The organism is Streptomyces sp. NPDC041108, from assembly GCF_055592645.1.
Genome location: NZ_JBVIYK010000001.1, coordinates 965,817 through 985,642, shown reverse-complemented (window position 1 = coordinate 985,642; position 19,826 = coordinate 965,817). Strand labels below are relative to the sequence as shown.

At 72.5% G+C, this 19,826-nt stretch carries 15 protein-coding genes and 4 pseudogenes; 12 read left to right on the top strand and 7 right to left on the bottom strand.

Annotation, left to right across the window (positions count from 1 at the left end):
* Nucleotides 1–192: 192 nt before the first annotated feature.
* From pcaH to pcaDC, 4 genes are read left to right on the top strand one after another with little or no spacing between them, the layout of a single operon-like run.
* Nucleotides 193–966: a protocatechuate 3,4-dioxygenase subunit beta gene (gene pcaH, locus ACZ6BB_RS04160; protein ID WP_471613758.1), complete on the top strand. Its 774-nt coding sequence runs from the start codon at nucleotides 193–195 to the stop codon at nucleotides 964–966.
* 5 nt (nucleotides 967–971) lie between these two features.
* Nucleotides 972–1,577 carry a protocatechuate 3,4-dioxygenase subunit alpha gene (gene pcaG / locus ACZ6BB_RS04155; RefSeq protein WP_471613757.1) on the top strand — a complete coding sequence of 202 codons (606 nt, stop codon included), beginning with the start codon at nucleotides 972–974 and terminating at the stop codon, nucleotides 1,575–1,577.
* The gene (pcaB, locus tag ACZ6BB_RS04150) at nucleotides 1,574–2,992 is read left to right on the top strand and encodes a 3-carboxy-cis,cis-muconate cycloisomerase (RefSeq protein WP_471613756.1); all 1,419 of its coding nucleotides are present in this window, start codon (nucleotides 1,574–1,576) and stop codon (nucleotides 2,990–2,992) included. The genes pcaG and pcaB overlap by 4 nt, the downstream gene beginning before the upstream one ends.
* Entirely contained in the window at nucleotides 2,989–4,110 is a 1,122-nt protein-coding gene (gene pcaDC, locus ACZ6BB_RS04145; protein ID WP_471613755.1) for a bifunctional 3-oxoadipate enol-lactonase/4-carboxymuconolactone decarboxylase PcaDC, read from the top strand. The genes pcaB and pcaDC overlap by 4 nt, the downstream gene beginning before the upstream one ends.
* Nucleotides 4,111–4,144: 34 nt before the next feature.
* Here the strand turns inward: pcaDC and ACZ6BB_RS04140 are convergent, their stop codons facing one another.
* A complete protein-coding gene (locus ACZ6BB_RS04140; protein WP_471613754.1) occupies nucleotides 4,145–6,817 on the bottom strand; it encodes an ATP-binding protein in 2,673 nt (890 codons plus the stop codon).
* Nucleotides 6,818–7,060: 243 nt separating this feature from the next.
* Between ACZ6BB_RS04140 and ACZ6BB_RS04135 the strand changes: the two are divergent.
* Nucleotides 7,061–7,694 (top strand): annotated as a pseudogene (locus tag ACZ6BB_RS04135) (MFS transporter); the annotation flags it as partial.
* A 427-nt stretch (nucleotides 7,695–8,121) separates the two neighbouring features.
* Nucleotides 8,122–9,204, top strand: a complete 1,083-nt coding sequence (locus ACZ6BB_RS04130) for a DUF2510 domain-containing protein (protein ID WP_471613753.1) — start codon at nucleotides 8,122–8,124, stop codon at nucleotides 9,202–9,204.
* A 212-nt stretch (nucleotides 9,205–9,416) separates the two neighbouring features.
* Here the strand turns inward: ACZ6BB_RS04130 and ACZ6BB_RS04125 are convergent, their stop codons facing one another.
* Entirely contained in the window at nucleotides 9,417–10,031 is a 615-nt protein-coding gene (locus ACZ6BB_RS04125) for a TetR/AcrR family transcriptional regulator (RefSeq protein WP_471613752.1), read from the bottom strand.
* 247 nt (nucleotides 10,032–10,278) lie between these two features.
* On the opposite strand from ACZ6BB_RS04125, the gene ACZ6BB_RS04120 reads away from it, so the two are divergent.
* Both ACZ6BB_RS04120 and ACZ6BB_RS04115 read left to right on the top strand, forming a co-directional pair.
* Complete coding sequence (locus ACZ6BB_RS04120) at nucleotides 10,279–11,079, top strand: phosphatase PAP2 family protein (RefSeq protein ID WP_471613751.1); 801 nt, start codon at nucleotides 10,279–10,281, stop codon at nucleotides 11,077–11,079.
* The gene (locus ACZ6BB_RS04115; protein WP_471613750.1) at nucleotides 11,076–12,044 is read left to right on the top strand and encodes a DMT family protein; all 969 of its coding nucleotides are present in this window, start codon (nucleotides 11,076–11,078) and stop codon (nucleotides 12,042–12,044) included. The genes ACZ6BB_RS04120 and ACZ6BB_RS04115 overlap by 4 nt, the downstream gene beginning before the upstream one ends.
* 45 nt (nucleotides 12,045–12,089) lie before the next feature.
* On the opposite strand, the gene ACZ6BB_RS04110 is transcribed toward ACZ6BB_RS04115, so the two are convergent.
* The 5 genes and pseudogenes from ACZ6BB_RS04110 to ACZ6BB_RS04090 all read right to left on the bottom strand — a co-directional run.
* Nucleotides 12,090–14,141, bottom strand: a complete 2,052-nt coding sequence (locus ACZ6BB_RS04110; RefSeq protein ID WP_471613749.1) for a phosphocholine-specific phospholipase C — start codon at nucleotides 14,139–14,141, stop codon at nucleotides 12,090–12,092.
* Nucleotides 14,105–14,560 (bottom strand): annotated as a pseudogene (locus ACZ6BB_RS04105) (ISAzo13-like element transposase-related protein); the annotation flags it as partial. The gene ACZ6BB_RS04110 and the pseudogene ACZ6BB_RS04105, both read right to left, overlap by 37 nt.
* Nucleotides 14,484–14,851, bottom strand: a pseudogene (locus ACZ6BB_RS04100) (ISAzo13-like element transposase-related protein). The pseudogenes ACZ6BB_RS04100 and ACZ6BB_RS04105, both read right to left, overlap by 77 nt.
* Nucleotides 14,852–14,871: 20 nt before the next feature.
* Nucleotides 14,872–15,534, bottom strand: coding sequence for a hypothetical protein (locus ACZ6BB_RS04095; protein WP_471613748.1), 663 nt, complete (start codon nucleotides 15,532–15,534; stop codon nucleotides 14,872–14,874).
* A gap of 189 nt (nucleotides 15,535–15,723) precedes the next feature.
* Nucleotides 15,724–16,138: pseudogene (locus tag ACZ6BB_RS04090) on the bottom strand (universal stress protein); the annotation flags it as partial.
* 211 nt (nucleotides 16,139–16,349) lie between these two features.
* Here ACZ6BB_RS04090 and ACZ6BB_RS04085 point away from each other — a divergent pair.
* The 4 genes from ACZ6BB_RS04085 to ACZ6BB_RS04070 all read left to right on the top strand — a co-directional run bounded on the left by ACZ6BB_RS04085 (nucleotide 16,350) and on the right by ACZ6BB_RS04070 (nucleotide 19,666).
* A complete protein-coding gene (locus ACZ6BB_RS04085; RefSeq protein ID WP_471613747.1) occupies nucleotides 16,350–17,171 on the top strand; it encodes a universal stress protein in 822 nt (273 codons plus the stop codon).
* Between the two features lie 162 nt (nucleotides 17,172–17,333).
* Complete coding sequence (locus tag ACZ6BB_RS04080) at nucleotides 17,334–17,939, top strand: Rv1733c family protein (protein WP_471613746.1); 606 nt, start codon at nucleotides 17,334–17,336, stop codon at nucleotides 17,937–17,939.
* A 39-nt stretch (nucleotides 17,940–17,978) separates the two neighbouring features.
* Entirely contained in the window at nucleotides 17,979–19,367 is a 1,389-nt protein-coding gene (locus tag ACZ6BB_RS04075; protein WP_471613745.1) for a nicotinate phosphoribosyltransferase, read from the top strand.
* 11 nt (nucleotides 19,368–19,378) lie between these two features.
* Nucleotides 19,379–19,666 (top strand): DUF1876 domain-containing protein, encoded by a 288-nt coding sequence (locus ACZ6BB_RS04070; protein ID WP_471613744.1) that lies wholly within the window; start codon nucleotides 19,379–19,381, stop codon nucleotides 19,664–19,666.
* The last annotated feature ends 160 nt before the right edge of the window (nucleotides 19,667–19,826 follow it).

Here is a 19,826-nt window from a genome sequence, read left to right as displayed (position 1 = left end):
CTAAATACTCAGTGCGCTGACTAAATCGCAGAGATGAACCGAGGTGGACCGGGGCCCCGCCCCCGCCCTGGAGCACTCTGCCTCGGACGCGGCCCCGCACCCCTCGGGGGCGTGATCCGGACCCCCGCCCGCGCCCCGCCCCGGCCCCCGGCCCCCGACTTCGACGAGCCCGACAAGACGTCAGGAACCGCCATGACTCTCACCCAAGCGGACATCGACCAGGAGATCGCCGCCGAACACGCCGCCTACGCCAAGCGCGTCGCCGACGGCGCGCCCGTGGAACACCAGCCGCGCCGGGACTACGCCCCGTACCGGTCCTCGGTGCTGCGGCACCCCAAGCAGCCGCCCATCGGGATCGACGTCACCCAGGACCCGGAGCTGGTGGAGCTGGCCTCACCCGCCTTCGGGGAACGGGACATCACCGAGATCGACAACGACCTCACCCGCCAGCACAGCGGCGAGCCGATCGGTGAGCGCATCACCGTCTCCGGCCGGCTCCTCGACCGCGCCGGGCGCCCGCTGCGCGGCCAGCTGGTCGAGATCTGGCAGTCCAACTCGGCCGGCCGCTACGCCCACCAGCGCGAGCAGCACGACGCGCCCCTGGACCCGAACTTCACCGGTGTCGGCCGCACCCTGACCGACGACCAAGGGCGGTACCACTTCACGACGATCCAGCCGGGCCCCTACCCGTGGCGCCAGCACGTCAACGCCTGGCGGCCGGCCCACATCCACTTCTCGCTCTTCGGCTCGGCCTTCACCCAACGGCTCGTGACGCAGATGTACTTCCCGAACGACCCGCTGTTCCCCTACGACCCGATCATCCAGTCGGTGACGGACGACGCGGCCCGGCAGCGGCTGGTCGCGACCTACGACCACAGCCTGTCCGTGCCGGAGTTCTCGATGGGCTACGCCTGGGACATCGTGCTCGACGGCCCACAGGCCACCTGGATCGAAGAAGGACGCTGACCGCCATGACGAAGATCGACACCAGCTGCCCGGAGACGGTGCTCCCGACTCCGTCCCACACGGTCGGCCCGTTCTACGGCCACGCCCTGCCCTTCCCCGGCGGCGGCGACATCGCCCCCGTCGGCCACCCCGACACGATCACCCTCCACGGCCACATCCTCGACGGCGAGGGCGCCCCGCTGCCGGACGCCTTCCTGGAGCTGTGGGGCCCCGACCCGGACGGCAACCTCTCCCGGGTCGACGGCTCCATGCGGCGCGACCCCGCGAGCGGCGGCTTCCTCGGCCGCAACGGCGTGGAGTTCACCGGCTGGGGCCGCGTCCAGGCCGACGCGGCCGGCCACTGGACGGCCCGTACGCTGCGGCCCGGTGCGCGCGGGCGGAACGCGCCGTACCTCAGCGTGTGCGTCTTCGCGCGGGGCCTGCTCGTCCATCTGTTCACCCGGATCTATCTGCCGGGCGACGAGGCGGCGCTGACCGCCGACCCGCTGCTCTCCCGGGTGGACGAGGCGCGCCGGAGCACGCTGATCGCCGAGGACCAGGGGAACGGCACCTACCGTTTCGACATCCGCCTTCAGGGCGAAGGCGAGACGGTCTTCCTGGAGTTCCAGTGACTTCTGCTGACGCCGACGCCGGTCTGCTCGCCCCCGGGTGGACCGGCTCCCCGGCCGCGTCCGCGACCGGCGACACCGCCTACCTGCGGGCTCTGCTCGACGCCGAGGCCGCGCTGACCCGCGCCCAGGCCGCGCTGGGGCTGGTCCCCGCCGCGGCCGGGCCCGCGGTGACGTCGGCCGCCGACGCCGCCGCCTTCGACGTACGGTCCCTCGCGGAGCGCGCCCGCGGCGGCGGCAACCCGGTGATCCCGCTGGTCGCGGACCTCACCGAGGCGGTGGGCGACCCCTACGGTCCGTACGTCCACCGGGGGGCGACCAGCCAGGACATCATGGACACGGCGACGATGCTGGTGGCCGCCCGCACCCTCGACCTGATCCTGGCCGACCTCGGGCGTACGGAGTCCGCGCTGGCCGCCCTCGCCGCCGCGCACCGGGACACCGTGATGCCGGGCCGCACGCTCACCCAGCACGCCGTGCCCACGACCTTCGGGCTGAAGGCGGCGGGCTGGCGCTCCCTGGTCCTGGACGCCCGGGACCGGCTCGCGGTCGTACGGGCGAGCCTGCCCGCGCAGCTCGGGGGCGCGGCGGGCACGCTGGCGGCCTTCACCGTCTTCCGGGCGACCGGCGCGGAGAACGCGGTCGGCAACGGGCCCGCCCCGGCGGACTCCCCGGCCCCAGCCGGTCTCCCGGTGGACACCCCGCCCGACACCCGTGCCCTCGTCGCCGCGTACGCCCGTGAACTGGGTCTGCGCGAGCCCGAGTTGCCCTGGCACACCCTGCGCACCCCGATCGCGGACCTCGCCGGGGCGCTCGCCTTCGCCGCGGGCGCCCTGGGGAAGATCGCGGCGGATGTGCTCACCCTGGCCCGTACGGAGATCGCGGAGGTCGCCGAGGGCAGCGGGGGCGGCTCGTCGGCGATGCCGCACAAGGCGAACCCGGTACGGTCCACGCTGATCGCGGCGGCGGCCCGGCGGGCGCCCCAGCTGGCGGCGGCACTGTACGGCGCGCAGGCCGCCGAGGACGAGCGGCCGGCCGGGGCGTGGCACGCCGAGTGGGAGCCGCTGCGTGATCTGCTGCGCCTGGTCGGCGGTGCGGCGCGGGACGCGGTGGACCTCGCGCGGGGGCTGCGGGTGAACGCCGACGTGATGCGCTCCCATCTGGACCTCACCCACGGGTTGATCGTCTCCGAGCGGCTGGCGGCCGAGCTGGCCCCCGTGCTGGGCCGGGCCCGCGCCAAGGAGCTGCTGACCCGGGCGGCCCGGCGGGTCCACGCCGAGGGCCGCCCGCTGGGCGAACTGCTGGCCGAGGAGCCGGAGTTGAGCGACCTCGATCTCGACCTGACGGATCTCGTCGATCCCAGGCGCTACACCGGCTCCGCCGGAACCCTCACCGACCGTGCACTGGAGCGACGTTGACCGACAGGATCCTCAACCACCGTGCGGAAGGCCCGACTTCCGCTCCCCCGCTGCTGCTCGGCCCCTCCCTCGGCACGTCGGCCGGGCTGTGGGACAAGGTGGCGCCCGAACTGTCGATCACGCACCGGGTGATCCGCTGGGACCTGCCGGGGCACGGCGGCTCCCCGGCCGGCCTGATCGCCCCCGGGGCGACGGTCGGTGACCTGGCCGCACTGGTGCTGGGCCTGGCGGACACCCTGGGCATCGAGCGGTTCGCGTACGCGGGGGTCTCCCTGGGCGGCGCGGTCGGGCTGCACCTGGCGGCGCACCACCCACAGCGGGTCTCGTCCCTCGCCGTGATCTGCTCCTCGGCCCACTTCAACGGGTCCCGGCCGTGGCGGGAGCGGGCGGAGCTGGTGCGCCGTGAGGGGCTCGCGGGGCTGGCGGAGACCGCCGACGCACGCTGGTTCACACCCGGGTTCACCGTGCCGGCACTGGTCGACGACCATCGCAACGCCGACCCCGCGGCCTACGCCGCCTGCTGCGACGCGCTCGCCTCCTTCGACATCCGCGAGGACCTGCCGGGCATCTCCGCGCCCACGCTTCTCGTCGCCGGCCGGCAGGATCCGGCGACACCGCCCGCACATCTGCGGGAGATCGCGGACGCGGTGCCCCGATCGTCGCTCACGGAGATCCCCGGTGCCTCCCACCTCGCCCCCGCCGAGCGTCCGGAAGCCGTACTGGCCGCTCTGCGCGGGCATTTCGACGGCCACGCCGAACGCGGTATGGAGGTGCGCCGCCAGGTCCTCGGCGACGCGCACGTGGACCGCGCCCAGTCCCGGCAGACGCCGTTCACGGCCCGCTTCCAGGACTTCATCTCCCGCTACGCCTGGGGCGAGATCTGGACCGACCCCACCCTGTCGCGCCGCGAACGCAGCATGATCACCCTGACCGCGCTGGTCGCCCACGGCCACTACGACGAACTGGCCATGCACATCCGGGCCGCCCGCCGCAACGGCCTCACCCCTGAGGAGATCGGCGCCGTCCTCCTCCAGAGCGCCGTCTACTGCGGAGTGCCCGCGGCGAACTCGGCTTTCGCCACGGCCCAGCGGGTGCTGGCGGAGGAGGACCAGGACTGAGCGGCCCGCCCGGGGCCAGGACACCGGCCCCGCCCTAGCCGAGCCGGTCGATCGCCTCCCGTGCCTGCCGGGCCAGACCGTCGGCGCCGCAGGACTCGGCCAGGGTCAGGCCCCGTTCGAGTTCGGACACCGAGCGGATGGCGGTGCCGTACTCGACGCGGGCCGCGGCGTGCTCGTAGGCGGCGGGCGACGCGGCCAGGTAGGTGACCGCCTGGGTGTGGAGGGAGACGGCGTTGCGGCCGGTGGCGAGTGCCGCCTCGACGCGCAGTGCCTCGCCGATGGCGGTGTCCGTGCCGAAGCGTTCGGCACGGCGGCGGACGCTCGCGGCGAGTTCGGCGGCGCGGCGCGGGTCCTCGGTGGCGAGGGCCCGGGCCAGGGCTCCGCCCCAGGTGGCCGACACGGGGTTGTGGTGCCCCCGCGTGGCCGTGGCCTTCTCGGCGGCCTCCAGTTCGTTGATGCCCTCCTTGGTGCGGCCCACGGCGAGGAGCAGCCGTCCGCGGACGGAGCGAGGTTCGGGCAGCACGATGGTGGACGGGTACGGCGGGGCGAAGTTGTACTGCTCGGCGACCTGCCATGCCTCGTCGACGTGCCCGCGGACGAGGAGCGTGTCGACGAGGTTGCAGGTCGTGGTCCAGTACAGGGGCAGTCCGCGACCGACCCGCTCGGCGAGCACCAGCGACTTGCGCAGCGAGGCTTCCGCGTCCCTGAGGCGGCCCCGCATACGGTGTCCGAGCCCGACATAGGCGTGGGCGAGGGCCAGATGGCCGCCGCTCCATCCGTCGGACTCGTAGGTCCGCAACGCCTCGGTGTACAGGCTCTCCGCGCGGTCGAGCCGGTCGGCGTAGGCGTACGTGGTGGCCAGCATCAGCAGCAGTTCGATGCCCCACTCGGAGTCGGTCCAGCCGAGCCCGGGCGCGAGGCGGCCGTTGACGAGCGCGCGGTCGCAGAGTTCCACCACCTCTTCGGCGTTCTCGCCGCGTGTCATCGCGTCGAAGCCGCGCAGGATGAGCAGCGCCCGCTCGGAGTTGTCCCGGCCCGTGCAGGTCGCGGCGAGCGCGGCGAGCTCCTGGGAATGCGTCGGCGGCAGCTCCTCGCCCGCGTGGACGCCCTCCCACATGTACCGCGCGGCCTGGAGCCGCATCCGGGCGGGTCCCGGATCCAGCCGGGCGATCTCCGCGTCGACGGTACGGACGGCCTCGTCCAGCTGGTCGTTGTGCACCAGCACCTGGGAGAGGCGGAACACCGCGTCCACCCGTTCCGCGTTGTCGAGTCCCGGTTCGGCGAGTGCCGAGCGGAGGTAGGCGACGGTGGTGGCCGGGGAGGTGAGTAGGGTGGCGCAGCCCAGTTCGTAGAGCACACGCACCCGGACGTCCGGCAGGGGCGGCTCCTTCAGGGCTCGCTCCAGACAGCGGCGGGCGGCGTCCGGGGCGCCCACGGCCAGGTGTTCCTTCGCGGCGGCCCGCAGCTGTTCGACCAGGTCGGCCTCGCCGTCCGGATGGACTTCGATGAGGTGGCGGGAGGCCGCCGCGGCACCGCGCCCGGACTCGGTGACGGCCGTCGCGGCGACTCCGTGGAACGCGGTCCGGATGCCGGGCGGGATCGAGTCGTAGACCGCGGTGGCGATCAGCGGATGCACGAACTCCAGGTCTCCGTCGTCCACCTGACGGTTGGCCGGATCGGGCTCGGTGAGAATGCGGGCGGAGGTCAGCAGTTCGGCGCACAGTCTCGCCTTGGCCAGGGACAGACTGGCGAGGCGTGCCACGATCTCCACGGTGATGCCGGTGTGGAGGATGGCCGCCGCCCAGGCGAAGCGGGTGGCCTCGACACCGAGTTCTTCGAGGCGGGCGACGAGGCCGTGGCCCCGCGCCGAGCGGTTCAGGGCGCGCAGTTCGGCGGCCGAGTCCTCGACCGGATCCAGTCCGCTGTCCTTCACCTTCGCGAGAAGCTCGACGGTGTTGTACGCGTTGCCGCCGGTCACCGCCCACACCTCGCGGCAGAACGGGTCGTCGGCGTGCCGGCCGACCGTGGCGCGGGTGAGCCCGGCGGTGGCCCCGGGGGTCAGTGCGCTGAGGGTGGTGACCGGCCGGGCCTTGGCGGCGATCCCGGCGAGATGTTCGGCCCGCTCGCCGGTGGCCTCACCGGGGCGGTAGGCCATCACGACGAGGACGCACATCTCGCTCAGGCGGTCGGCGAGGGCGGACAGCCACTGCAGGGTCTCCTGGTCGGCCCAGTGGACGTCGTCGATCAGCAGGACGAGCGGCCACGCACGGCGCACGAGACGGTTCACGGCGGCGACCAGACCGTCGCAGACGCCCTGGGGGTCGGGCTGGCGCGCGCCGGGTTCCGCGACTCCCAGCGCGGGTCCGGCGATGTCGTACCAGTCGCCCAGGTACTCGCGGGTCTCCTCCTCCATCAGCCCGAGCAGGCCGGGCTGGAGCAACTGGCGTACGACGTTGAAGGGGACGGACGTGACGGTCTCACCGCCCCGTGCGTACCAGGCCGTGCAGCCCCGCTCCTCGGCTATCCTGCGGGCCTCGGTGAGGAGGGCGGTCTTGCCGACGCCGGCCTCGCCGTCGAAGACCAGGACGCTCCCGGGTGACGCCTGGTCGACGCGGAGTTCGTCGATCGCCTCCTTGATGACTGTGAGCTCCGCGTCCCGCTCCCACAGGGAGGCCGAGGCCGCCGCGTCGGGCCGTGCCTCCGTCATCCCGCTACCTCCCCAGGTCGCCCGAACGATGCACAGGTCATTGAGCGTAGCCCTCTGCATGCCGAAGTGGAGGCGGGTCCGGGCACCTGTTGCCGTGTCGGGTGACATCGGGCGGCCGGCGGACGACGCATCCGGCTGTCCACCTGTGCCGTTGAAGGTGACGGACAGTCAACTGCCCTTGGTCCGAGGCTGATTTTCCGGCCTTTTCGGTGTAGACGGGTCCTCACTGCTGTAGGAGACGCCATCACCGCGCCCGCGCCCGGCCAGGCCCCTCGCCCCGTCCCTGCCGGGCAGTCGCGCAGGGCCCTGTTCGCGGGCTCGGTGGGCAACTTCATCGAGTGGTACGAGTTCGGGGTCTAGGGGTACTTCGCGACGGTCGTCGCGGCGCGGTTCTTCACGCCGGAGGGCGGCAGTGAGGTGGAGGGACTGGTGAGGACGTACGCCTCGTTCGCGCCGACGTTCTTCTTCCGGCCGGTGGGTGCCGCGCTCTTCGGCAGGCTCGGTGACCGGGTGGGCCGCCGCCCGGTGCTGATCCTGGTGATCGTCCTGATGACGGTGGCGACGACGCTGATCGGCGCGCTCCCCACCTACGACACGGTCGGCGCCCTCGCGCCCTGGCTGCCGACCTTCCTCCGGGTGATGCAAGGGCTGTCCGCGGGCGGCGAGTTCGGCGGCGCGGTCTCGGTGTTGACGGAGTTCGCGCCGCCGGGCCGACGGGGGCTGTACGGGTCGTGGCAGTCGTTCACGGCGGCGCTGGGACTGCGGGGGCCGGGCGGGGGCCGCCGCGCTGCCCGCTTCCCTGCTGTCCGCCGCCGAGCTGGAGTCGTGGGGGTGGCGGTTGCCGTTCCTGTTGGCGCTGCCGCTCGGGTTCGGGGCCCGGCACGCCGGCGCGCTGGGATCGGTGACATCGGGCCGCCCGGGCCGGCCATGGCCGGAGCAGGCGGGGCAGACGGGTGGCGTGCGGCCGCCGATGCGGCTGGCCCTGCGGTGAGCCGCGGGCATTGTGCCCTGGGCCTTGCTCTGTGCGCCTTGCTCTGTGCGCCTTGCTCTGTGCGCCTTGCACCGTGCGCTTGCGCCGTGGGCCGTCGGAGCGGGGCGTTCGTCCACTCGCGAGGGAATCCTCCGGCCGACGAGTGAACAGACGCGGTCGAAATCATCCGGTCGGAAGTCAATTCGGCAGGTTGGCACGGAAAAGAGGCGATCGACCGGGTAATTGGCCGGTTCCGAAGGGGAATCGGGCGGTGGGCGGGCGAATAACCGTCCCCTCTCATCCGGTTTTCACTCCGGCCTCATACGGTTGCACCATGACGCAGGTGACTCCTCCCGGCTGGTACCCCGACCCCGGCCAGACGAATGACGCACCCGCCACCGAGCGCTGGTGGGACGGCAAGGCGTGGACGGACCAGATCCGGCCCGTGGGCTCGGCCGCGGGGTTCGGGCCCCCGGTCTACCCGCCGGCCGCCGGACCGTACCCCCCGGGTGCCGGCGCCTACCCGCCGGTGGCCGGGGGCCACCCGGGGTACCCCGGGTACCCAGGCCACCCCGGGTATCCGGGCCACCCGGCCCCCGCTCCCCGGCGCGGTCTCCGGATCGGGATAGCGATCGGGGTGGCGGCCGCGGTGCTGGTCAGCATCGGGGTGGGCGTGTACGCGCTGGCCGGCAACGACCGTGGGAGCGAGGGCAGCACGACGTCCCAGGGCTCCGGCGGCCAGAACGGCGGGGGCGGCGACGGTGGCCGGGGCGGCGACTCCGGCGGCCAGGGCGGGCCGGGTGGATCGGGGGGCTCCGGCGGTTCCGGCGGCCAGAGCCCCGCGCCGGACGGCTCCGGGCAGCCCCCTCAGGTCGAGGACGGCTACGCCACCGACACGACCAGCGGCATCAGCATTCCCGTGCCCGACGGCTGGCTCGGCGCGCCCCTGCAAGCCGGTGCGCAGGTGACGACGGAGGCGTCGTACAAGTGCCCGGCCGACGCCACGAAGACCTGCACGCGCGGAGGCGCCTACTCCTCGCCCGCCGAGCTGCTGAAGCTGAAGGCCACCACGGCCGAGGCGGCCGCCAAGGAGGACATCTCCCAGGCCGCCGAGGACGCCTACGGCTCCGAGGGCTACGGGAAGATCACCTCGCACAAGGAGCTGGCGTCGAAGGCGGTGACCGTGGCCGGCGAGAAGGGCTACTACGTCCGCTGGAAGGTGGTCACGGGCAAGGGCGACGACGGCTATGTCGAATCGCTGGCCTTCCCCTCCCCGGCCGACTCCAAGCGGCTCGTCGTGGTCCGCTTCGGGATCGACGTGAGCGACAAGGCGCCCAGGCAGTCGGTCATCGATGAGATCACCAAGGGCATCAAGGAGGCGTCGACCGACGGAGGCGGCAGCGGTCAGGGGGTGTGACCCCGCGACCCGCCCACACCTCTCCGGCCGTGACGCCCGCACCGATGCTCGCGGGCGCTCCGGCCGTCCGGCCCGAAAAAGCCGGCCGGGTGGGATTCCTCTCCGCTCCAGAGGAACCCCACCCGGCCGGGGGGTACGCGCCGCCCCCGTCCCCACGGTGCGGCGCGATCAGGTCGTCGTCCGGGATCGCTCCACGGACGGCGTCCTGAGTCTCACGCGAGGCCGAGCGTCGGCAGCACGGCCGCCTCGATGAACTTGATGATGTACGTCTCGTCCGCGTCCTGGCCCTCCAGCACCGGCCGGGCCCGCAGCACGCCGAAGATCTGCGCCGGGACGAACTCCAGCGCCGGGTGGTCCGCGGGGACCTCGCCCCGGGCGACTCCGCGGGCGATCATGGTGTGGAGCGCGTCGATCTCCGGCTCCACGAGCGCGTCCCGCAGAGCGGTCCGCAGCTCCTCGTCCTGCACGGCGGCGTGGCCGAGCGCCTGGAACAGCCGCCCCTCCAGCACATAGCCCTGACCCGCGTGCCGGGCCACCTCGCGCAGATCGCCGGCGAGGGTGCCGGTGTCGATCCCCGCGAAGCGGACACTGCGGCGCGCGCGCAGGGCGGCCGCCACGAACTGGGGCTTGGTTCTCCACTGGCGGTAGAGCGTGGACTTGCTGCACCGCGTGGTCGCGGCGACGCCTTCCATGGTCACCGAGTCGTAACCGCACTCCCGGATCTGTTCGAGCACGGCGTCGAAGAACTCCTGCTCACGCTCGGGTGTGAGTTTGGAGCGGCGCGAGGCGGCGACCGTCTCCGGCCCCTGCGCTGCCTGCGACGTCATGACTCGTGTCTCCCTCGGTCGTCCCCTGCCGAAAGGCCTGCCGATACGCCACTGTACCGGAACGCCACCGTATCGGTACAGTGCCGTATCGATACCCAATCGTTTCGGTACCCACCCGTTTCGGTACAGTGGCGTATCGGTACACTCGCGTATCGGTACTTCCGCGTATCGGTACCCGTCCGTATCGATCGTCAAGTACCGCCAAGGGAACCAGCGCCACCAGCGCCGTCAGTGAAAGGGCCGGGGGATGGAATGCCGCACCGAGCCTGCTGAGGAGCGGACAGCCGCGACAGCGCGGCCACCGCTCGTCCGTGAGTTCCTGCTCGTCGCAGGGCTCTTCCTCGTCTACAAGTTCGGCCGGATGCTGGCCGACGGCCACACCGCCGAGCCCTACCGCAACGCCCACCTCGTGTGGGACTGGGAACGGGTCCTGCGGCTGCCGGACGAGGGCTCCGTACAGTCCGCGCTGCTGCACGGCGACACGCTGGTCCACCTCGCGAACGTCTACTACGCGACCGTCCACTTCCCGGCCACCGTGGCCTTCCTGGTCTGGCTGTACCTGCGGCGCCCCGCGCACTACGTCTGGGCGCGCCGGGTCCTGACCGCCCTCACCGCCGCCGCCCTGCTGCTGCACCTCGCGTTCCCGCTGGCTCCACCGCGCCTGCTGGACGTCGCCGGACTGGTGGACACCGGACAGACGTACGGGCCGACGGTGTACTCGGCGGTTCCGGCGACCGACTCGCTGGCGAACCAGTTCGCGGCGATGCCCTCGCTGCACTTCGGCTGGGCCCTGATGACCGCGGTCGGCCTGATCGCCGCGACCCGCTCCCGGTGGCGTGTGCTGTGGCTGCTGCACCCGCTGGTGACCCTGTTCGTGATAGTCGGCACCGCCAACCACTACTGGCTGGACGCGATCGTGGCGGGCACCCTGCTGGCCGCCGCCCTGGCCGTGATCCCCCTGCCGCACCGGACGCGCAGCACCGCCGCCCGGCACTCGACAGCCCTCGCCCCGGCCGAGGAGCCCGTCCTGGTGGGAGCCGCCCGATGAACGCCACTCTCGTCGCCGTCGCCCTGTCCCTGGTGTCGGCCGTCGCCTACGCGGCCGCCGCCGTGGCCCAGGAGCGGCTCGCCTCCCGCAGCGCCGGCACGGGCATCGGACGGATGCTCGCCAGCGGCGCCTGGTGGAGTTCCCTCGCGCTCAACGCCGGCGCCGCGCTGCTGCACGTCGTGGCCCTGAAGTACGGCCCCCTGACCGTGGTGCAGCCCCTGGGCGCGCTCACTCTGGTGGCGGCGGTGCCGCTCGGGGCCCGGCTGGCCGGGCGCCGGGTCACCGCGGCGGAATGGCGTGGCACCGCGCTCACGCTGACCGGGCTGGCCGCGATCCTGATCGCCGCGTCCGGGCCCGCCCCCGACGACGTGCTGAGCGTCCCGGAGGCCGTCGCCGTGGCCGGCGCGACCGTCGCCCTGATCGGTTTCCTCTCCCGGCCCGGCACCAGGCCCGGCCTGCGCCACGCGGGGGCGTCCGGCATGGCCTCGGGCGTCGCCTCCGCGCTCACCCAGACCGTCACGGTCGCCGCGACCGACCGCTCGGGCTCCCTCCTCGACGCCGAGGTCGTCGTGGTGGCACTCCTGGTCGCCGCGTTCGCCGTGGGCGGCCTGCTGCTCTCTCAGACGGCGTACCGAGGGGGCCTGGGCGCGCCCCTCGCGGTCGTGACCCTGGCGAACCCCCTGGCCGCCGCCCTGATCGGCCTCACCCTCCTCGGCGAGGGCCTGCGGGGCGGGGCCGCGGGGGTGCTGCTCGCGGGGGCGGGGGCCCTGGTCGCGGCGCGGGGCGTGGTGCTGCTGACCCGGGTGACACCGGTCGGGCGCCCGGAGCCGGAGGCCGTTCCGGCGCACGAGAAGCACCCGGTGGCGGCCGTACTCGCCCTGGAGCCCCGGCACGCGCCGGCGGAGCCGTCGCTGATCCCCCGTCGGCCGCAGTCCCCGGCACCCGGACACCTCACTCCCCTGTGACGGCCGGGGGAGCCGGTGCCCGCCGGGCTCCCCCGGCCCGATGCCCTACCGCCGGCCCAGCGCCGGATCGCTCACCCCCGCCCGCCCGTTCTCCACGTGCCCGGCGAACCTCCGCAGGAAGCCCTCGCCGGCGGTGACGGTCAGGTCGTACCAGCGGTGGCTCGACCGCAGGCCGACGACCTCGCGGACGGTCGCCCCGGGCCGCACCCGGACCGTGCGGGACCGGCCGCCGTAGGCGCTCGCGACCTTCAGGGTCACCGCGTCGGCGCCCTTGTTGGTGAACGTCAGCTCCACGTCGTCGCCGGTGTGCCGCGCGGTCACCTCCGGACGGGCCTTGCCCGTCCTGCCCGGTCCCTGGAAGACCCGCAGGAAGCCGTTCGGGCCGTGCACGGTGAGGTCGTACGCGCCGCCGGAGTGCGCGCAGTCCCAGGTGTCCGAGAGGGCCCTGCCCGCCCCGGTGGTGTACGTCCACGGCCCGTCCGTACGGTTCCCGGAGGTGACGTGGAAGGCCGCGCCGGCCCTGCCGCCGGAGGCGAACGTCAGGGTGAGGGTCCCGGCCCGGGGATCGGCCGCGGCGTCCACGCGGGGCGCGTACTTCAGCGGCCGGGCCGGGCGCACCCCGCGCTCCTGCCTCGGCATGCTGGGGTCGTCGGGCACGACGGGCCGGTAGTCGGGGTGCCGTTCGCGGTCCTGCGGCTCGTACGCGTCGGTGTCCGGCAGCGCGGCGGGCCGGCTGTCCTTGCGGGAGAAGTCGAACGCGGCGGTCAGGTCACCGCAGATCGCCCGCCGCCAGGGCGAGATGTTCGGCTCCTCGACCCCGAACCGGCGCTCCATGAACCGCAGGATCGAGGTGTGGTCGAGGGTCTCGGAGCAGACGTAACCGCCCTTGCTCCAGGGGGAGACGACCAGCATCGGCACACGCGGACCGAGCCCGTAGGGGCCGGCGACACGGCCGGCGTCACCCGGGTAGAGGTCCGGGCCCACGTCCACCGTGGACTTTCCGCGGGAGGCGTCGCGCGGCGGCAGCGGCGGAACGAGGTGGTCGAAGAAGCCGTCGTTCTCGTCATAGGTGATGAACAGGGCCGTCCTCGCCCAGACCGCCGGGTCGGAGGTCAGCGCGTCGAGGACCTGGGAGATGTACCAGGCGCCGTAGTTCGAGGGCCAGTTGGAGTGCTCGGAGAACGCCTCGGGTGCGGCGATCCAGGAGATCTGCGGGAGCTTGCCCGCCTTCACGTCGGCCCTCAGCCGGTCGAAGTAGCCGTCGCCGGCCTTCGCGTTCGTGCCGGTGCGGGCCTTGTCGTACCAGGGGTCCCCGGGCTCGGCGCTGCGGTACTTGTTGAAGTAGAGCAGGGAGTTGTCGCCGTAGTTGCCCCGGTAGGCGTCCGCGATCCAGCCCCAGGAGCCGGCCGCGTCCAGGCCGTCGCCGATGTCCTGGTAGATCTTCCAGGAGACCCCGGCCGCTTCGAGGCGCTCGGGGTAGGTGGTCCAGTCGTAGCCGAGTTCGTCGTTGCCGAGGACGGGGCCGCCGCCCTTGCCGTCGTTTCCCGTGTGACCCGTCCACATGTAGTAGCGGTTGGGGTCGGTCGAGCCGATGAACGAGCAGTGGTAGGCGTCGCAGACGGTGAAGGTGTCGGCGAGGGCGTAGTGGAACGGGATGTCCTCGCGGGTCAGGTACGCCATCGTCGTGGTGCCCTTGGCCGGGACCCACCTGTCGTACCTGCCCCCGTTGTAGGCGGCGTGGCCGTCCGGCCAGCTGTGCGGCAGACCCTCCAGGAACTGCATGCCGAGGTCGTCGGCGTCGGGGCGGAACGGCAGGACGTCCTTCGTGCCGTCCGACTGGTGCCACACGCTCCGGCCGTTGTCCAGCGTCACCGGGTGCGGGTCGCCGAAGCCCCGTACGCCCCTGAGGGCGCCGAAGTAGTGGTCGAAGGACCGGTTCTCCTGCATGAGGACGACGATGTGCTCGACGTCCTCGATCGTGCCGGAACGGTGGTGCGCGGGCAGCGCCGCGGCCCGCTGGATGCTGGCCGACAGGGCGCTGAACGCCGTCGTGGCGCCCGCTACCTGGAGGAATCGCCGCCGGTTGACTTCAGGCATGGGTGGATGACCTCTTGTCCTGACGTGGTGCGTCGGATGTGACCTGCGCGCAAGGAATGGTCCAAGAGGAACCAACGCCGGGGAAGGGTCCGTGGCGCGGGTGTGACACGGGGAGGTCCGCCGGGCGAACAGCGGCGGGCGGGCGGCCCTCCTGCGGGCAAAGCCGCGGGCGGCGGGCTTCCGTCTGACGGCAGGGGTATTGCCCGGTCCCGTGCGCGCTCAGGAATGTTCAGGGTGATGTGGGAGAACAGCCGGTGCTCGATCCGGTTCCACTTCGAAGTGGCGGGAGGCAGGTGGCAGACGGTGACCGCCAGGTGGGCCTCGGCAGCGAACCGGGCGGGTTCAGTCTTCCAGGTGCGGATGCGATAGCCGTTGGAGCCGCCGGCGTCGGCGGTGGTCAGCAGCCGCACGACCGTTGTTCTTGAACGGGCCGACCGGTTCCTTCTTCTTGGTGTCCACGCTGATCACCGGAGCCTGGCCGTCCTGGTGGTCGCGGGCCTGTTCGTCGAGGTGGTGGAACTGTGCGTCCCGGTCGGGTGCTGCTTGCCTTCCAGGGTCTTGGCGTTGCTCTGCAGGCTGAAGCCCTCCTCTCGCGGGAGGTCGCCCACCGTATCCGCGGAGATCTTGTGCCCCTGCCGGGTTGGTAGATAAAGAACGAACTTACTGCGCGGGCCTCGTTGCTGACGGATGGGGTGGATCTCGCCGGGCACCCGGCCGGGCTGGCGGTCTTCTACAGCCTGCTGTCAGCGCGGGGTGTGCCGTACCAGCGCCACTTGGTAAGGCGCGCCCGGCCGGGAAGTTCCGCGCGGCCGGGGGCCCAAAGGAGGGTTGGCCACCGGTCGGTATCGGTCGGGGCGTCGGGGAAGAGCCGGTCCAGCACGCGGCCGCATAGGTCTGCGGGCGGCGTCCAGTCCAGGCCCAGGCCCTCGGCGACGTCGTGGGTGTGCACCAGGGTCTCGACGATGCCCATCGCGGCGAAGCCTTCGGGGTCGGCAGGGCCGAAGATGTGATGTGCCCGGACCGTGGGTGGCGTCGTGCGGACGATTGCGGTCAGCAAGGCGCCGCTGGCATCCAGTACTTGCAGCAGACCGGCTGGGCCAGCCTCGCGGTCTGCGAAGACAGCATTCGCGGGGCCGCCCGGCCTCTTGCGGCTCCACGCGAACGGCACGTGGGTGTCCAGCGGCGGGTTCGCCGGGCTCAGTTGGACGGCGTAGGAGAACAGGTCGTCGGCCAGGTGCTCGACAGTCTCCCAACAGTCCCACTCCAGGGATCCGGCCTTGACACTCCAGTCCGGCGCGTTCGCCCCGCGCAGAGCGGCGAGCGCCAAACGGACGGCATGTTCGACATCGGCCGCGGTGACCGGGCCGTTCGGTGATCCCTGCACTTCAGCCATGACGGGACCGTATCAATGAGCATCCGACCCCAGGGAACCCGTGTTCGAGTTGAAGGCGGCAGAAGCCAGGCCGTCTCCGGTGACTTCCACGGCTCCGCCCGAAGTGGAGCCAGATCAACTTCTTACGTCATGGAGCCACTTCCGGTCCGTGCAGTGGAGCCCAAAGAAGTGCTTACGAACAACCCGGGTTTCGGCGCGGACCAGTACCACCGGCCGCTCCGCCCGGGCCACGACCGGCCTGCTGACGTCGCCCAGGAAGTAGCTCACGACGGACTCCAGCCCCCGTGAGCCGAGCACGATCATCTCGGATTCCGACGCCGCCTGGAGCAGAGCGCCCTGGGCGTCGTAGGCCACCAGACTCCCGACGGCGGTCAGGCCCCGGGTGGCGGGCTTGCAGTTCGGCCCGTGCGGTGTGCACGAGACGCTTCGCCCCGTAGTTCTGATCGACCTCGAAGGGGGCGTGGGCGGGTTCCGGCGCGAGCGAGGGCCACGCGTGCAGCAGGCGCAGCGTGAGCCTGCGCCTGTCGGCCTCGTCGGCGGCCCAGCGGGCGGCAGCGACGCTCTCGGGTGAACCGTCGAGGCCCACGGCCGCGACTGGCTGCATGGCGGCGGCCTCCGTCTCGTACGAAGCTGGATACGACGGCGGATGACGACGGTGGACGAGTCCGATGGCGTGCATGCTCCGGATGTCACCGACAGGCCGAGCGCGGTGCTTCCCTCCTTCGACGAGTACCCCGATCCCCGTCCCGGCGCATGTGGAGCCGTGGAGGGGGAGGCCGGGCCCGCGGCACCGGCCACGAGAGGAGACAGGTGCGGTGGCGATTCCCCTGGTGGTCGGCGTCGACGGGTCCGAAGCGAGTCTGGAGGCGGTGGACTGGGCCGCCGACGAGGCGGTCCGGCACAGCGTGTCGCTCCACCTCGTGCATGCGGCGGCCGGTGATCGCGAGCCGTCCGACGTGATCAATGCCGCCTCGGAACGCGCCAGGGAAAGAGCACCCACGGTGCAGTTGTCGAGCGAGGTGCTGCACGAGGACGCGGCCGCCGTCCTCCTCGACAAGGGACGCGACGCCTTCGCGGTGGTGCTCGGGGCCAGAGGGCTCGGAGACCTCGCCGACATGCTCCTGGGCACGGTCGGCCTGGCCGTGGCCGCACGGGCGGACTGCCCGGTCGTCGTGGTGCGCGGTGCCGCGGAGCACAGAGCCGGGCGGTTCGGGAACATCGTCGTCGGTGTCGAGGAGGGGGAGGGCAGCGGCACGGCCTTGCAGTTCGCGTTCCGGGAGGCTCATGTGCGCGGCTGCCGACTGACGGCGGTGCACGCCTGGAATCCGTCATCCAGGGCTCTGACCACGCGGCCGGCTCCGTCGTGGTACGCCATGGAGGCGCATCGGCGCCCGCCGTCCCAGGTCCTCGACGACGCCCTGCACGGCCTTGCGAAGCGGTATCGCGACGCCCGGGTGAGCAACAGGGTGATCGAGGGCCCGGCCCGCCGAGCGCTGCTGGACGCGGCGTCGGAGGCGGACCTGCTGGTCGTCGGCGCACGCAGACGCCAGGGGCACCAGGGCCTGCAGCTGGGCCTGATCAATCACGCACTCCTGCATCACGCCCCGTGTCCCGTCGCGGTCGTACCCCGGATATGACCGACATGACCACGTGCTGCGGACACGGACCAGGTCGGCAACCGGTGGACCCGGGCCGAAAGTCGGCCCGACAGGGACGTTCGGCCCTGTGCCCCGAACCCGCTGCCGGTCGACGGTGGGAGCAGGCGGTGGCGCGGCCTGCGAGTTGCTGGAGGCCGACTCATGAGCGCACAAGGTTCGCCGTACGCATCCGGTCCGCCGCCCAGGCGCGGCGATCACGAGTCCAAGGGCGCGAACGCCCTGAGACGTACGTCGGACAGGTTCGAATGCTGGTTCCGCCGCGTGCTGATGGTCGTTCTCGTCCTCGGGCTGCCGGTGGCCGCGGTCGGCGCGGGACTGACGGCGTACGAGGCGTCGATGCGCACCGTGCGAGCCCAGGCGGCGCAACGGCACCAGGTCACCGCCCGGCTGACAGCGGGCGTCAAGAGCGACGACGAGTGGGCGAAGCGACCGGTGCAGGTCCGCTGGACCGACGCCAACGGTGCCGTGCGCACGGGAACGGCCCTCGTGAAGCCGGGAACTGCCGAAGGCGCCACCGTGCGTGTGTGGGTGACTCGGGAGGGAACCGTCACCAGTCCGCCGACGAGCACTCTCAACGCGACGACCAGTGGCTGGATGGTGGGCGGTATGGCGGCGTTCGGCGTGGCCGCCGGGTCCTGTGCGGCCTGGGCGGGCATGCGCCTGGTCCTGGACCGGAGAAGGTACGCGCAGTGGGACGCCGAGTGGGACCTGGTGGAACCGCAGTGGTCCGCGCGCTTCCGCCGGTGACGACCGGCAGGCAGGACGGAAGCCCAGGAGGTGAGACCGATGTCGGATGCGACGACCACCGATCTCTACGAAGTCACGATGGCCATGTCTTACCTGCGGGAGGGGATGACCGGCCCGGCGACGTTCAGCCTCTTCGTCCGCGACCTGCCCCCTGAACGCGGCTTCCTGGTGGCGGCGGGGCTCGGGTCGGCACTCGACTACCTGGCCGACTTCCGTGTCGGGCCCGTGGATGTCGACGCCTTCGCCTCGGCGCTGCACCGGCCGCCAGGAGACCTGGAGCCTCTCCTCGGCCTGACGTTCAGCGGGCAGGTCCGGGCGGTGCCGGAGGGGCGGATCGTGTTCGCGGGTGAGCCGCTGCTGGAGGTGACCGGGCCTCTTCCGCAGGCGCAGTTGGTCGAGTCGTATGTGCTCAACCTGCTCAGCCATCGCACGGCGATCGCTTCGAAGGCCGCACGCTGCGTGCTCGCGGCGGCCGGTCACCCGGTCGTCGACTTCTCCCTGCGGCGCACCCACGGTCCGCAGGCGGGGTTCCAAGCCGCTCGTCTCGGTGCGATGGTCGGCTTCGCCGGGACCAGCAACGTGGCGGCGGCCACCGCTGAGGGCATCCCCGCCGTCGGTACGATGGCGCACTCCTTCGTGGAGGCGTTCGCCTCGGAGGAGGACGCGTTCCGCGCCTTCGCCCGGTCCCACCCCGGCCCGGTGACCCTGCTGGTGGACACGTACGACACGGAGGAAGGCGTCCGCGTGGCAGCACGCGTGCTGCGGGACCTGGACCGTGGGCCCGGCTCCGCCGTACGGCTGGACAGCGGCGACCTCGGCGATCTGGCGACACGGACCCGCTCGATCCTCGACGACGCGAGCATGCCGGACGTGCGGATCGTCGCCAGCGGCGGTCTCGACGAGTACTCCGTCGACGACCTCGTCCGCTCCGGAGCACCGATCGACACGTACGCCGTGGGCACCCGCGTCGGCGTGTCGGCCGACGCGCCGTACCTGGACTCGGCGTACAAGCTGGTCGAGTTCGACGGCCGCCCGGTGATGAAGCTGTCGTCGGCGAAGGTGACGGCACCCGGCCGCAAGCAGGTGTTCCGCCGCCCCGGCTGCGCCGACGTGATCGCTCTCGCCGACGAGCGGCCCCTCGACGGCGGTGTTCCGCTGCTGGAGACGGTGATGCTGAACGGGCGGCGCACCGGCGGAAGGCCCACGCTCGACGAGTGCCGGGAGAGACTCGCCGCGGACCTGGGAGAGCTGCCCTCGGCCGCCCGCCGGATCCGAGCGCCCCTCGCGCCCCGGGCGACGACCTCCCAGCGGCTGAGCGCACTCACGGCCCGCGTCCGGCAACGCATCGAGGACCGGACGCGGGCCGGCTCCGGGCGCCACGCCCCGGAGCGAGCCCCAGCAGGATCGCACGGGTCCGTACCGAGGTGAGGAGGAGAGCGATGCCGCACACGTTGGAATGGACGGTTCGTCTTCAACTGTTCGAGGACGACGCGGGAACGACGAAGGCACATCTGGTCCTGGACACCGGCGCCACGGAACACATCGGCCACGGGACCGCGCACTGCCATCCGGCGGACGCGAACGTGCCGGAGATCGGGGACGAACTGGCAGCGGGCCGGGCCCTGAAAGACCTGGCCGGGCAGCTGCTGAGGATCGCCGAGCGTGACATCGAGGGCAGCGGCGCACCGCGGCCACACGGCCGGGAGGTCGCCGGGTGGCGCATGTGAGGGACGGCGTCACAGCGACCCCCGAAGCGGAAGGTCGAGGAGGGATCAGCCATGACACGTCCCGCACGACACGGCAGAGGTGGGCTTCCGGCAGCCCTGCGGGAGCTGGCGGACCCGCGTGGCGGGGTGGACCAGCTCATGCACGCCGCCTTACCCGATG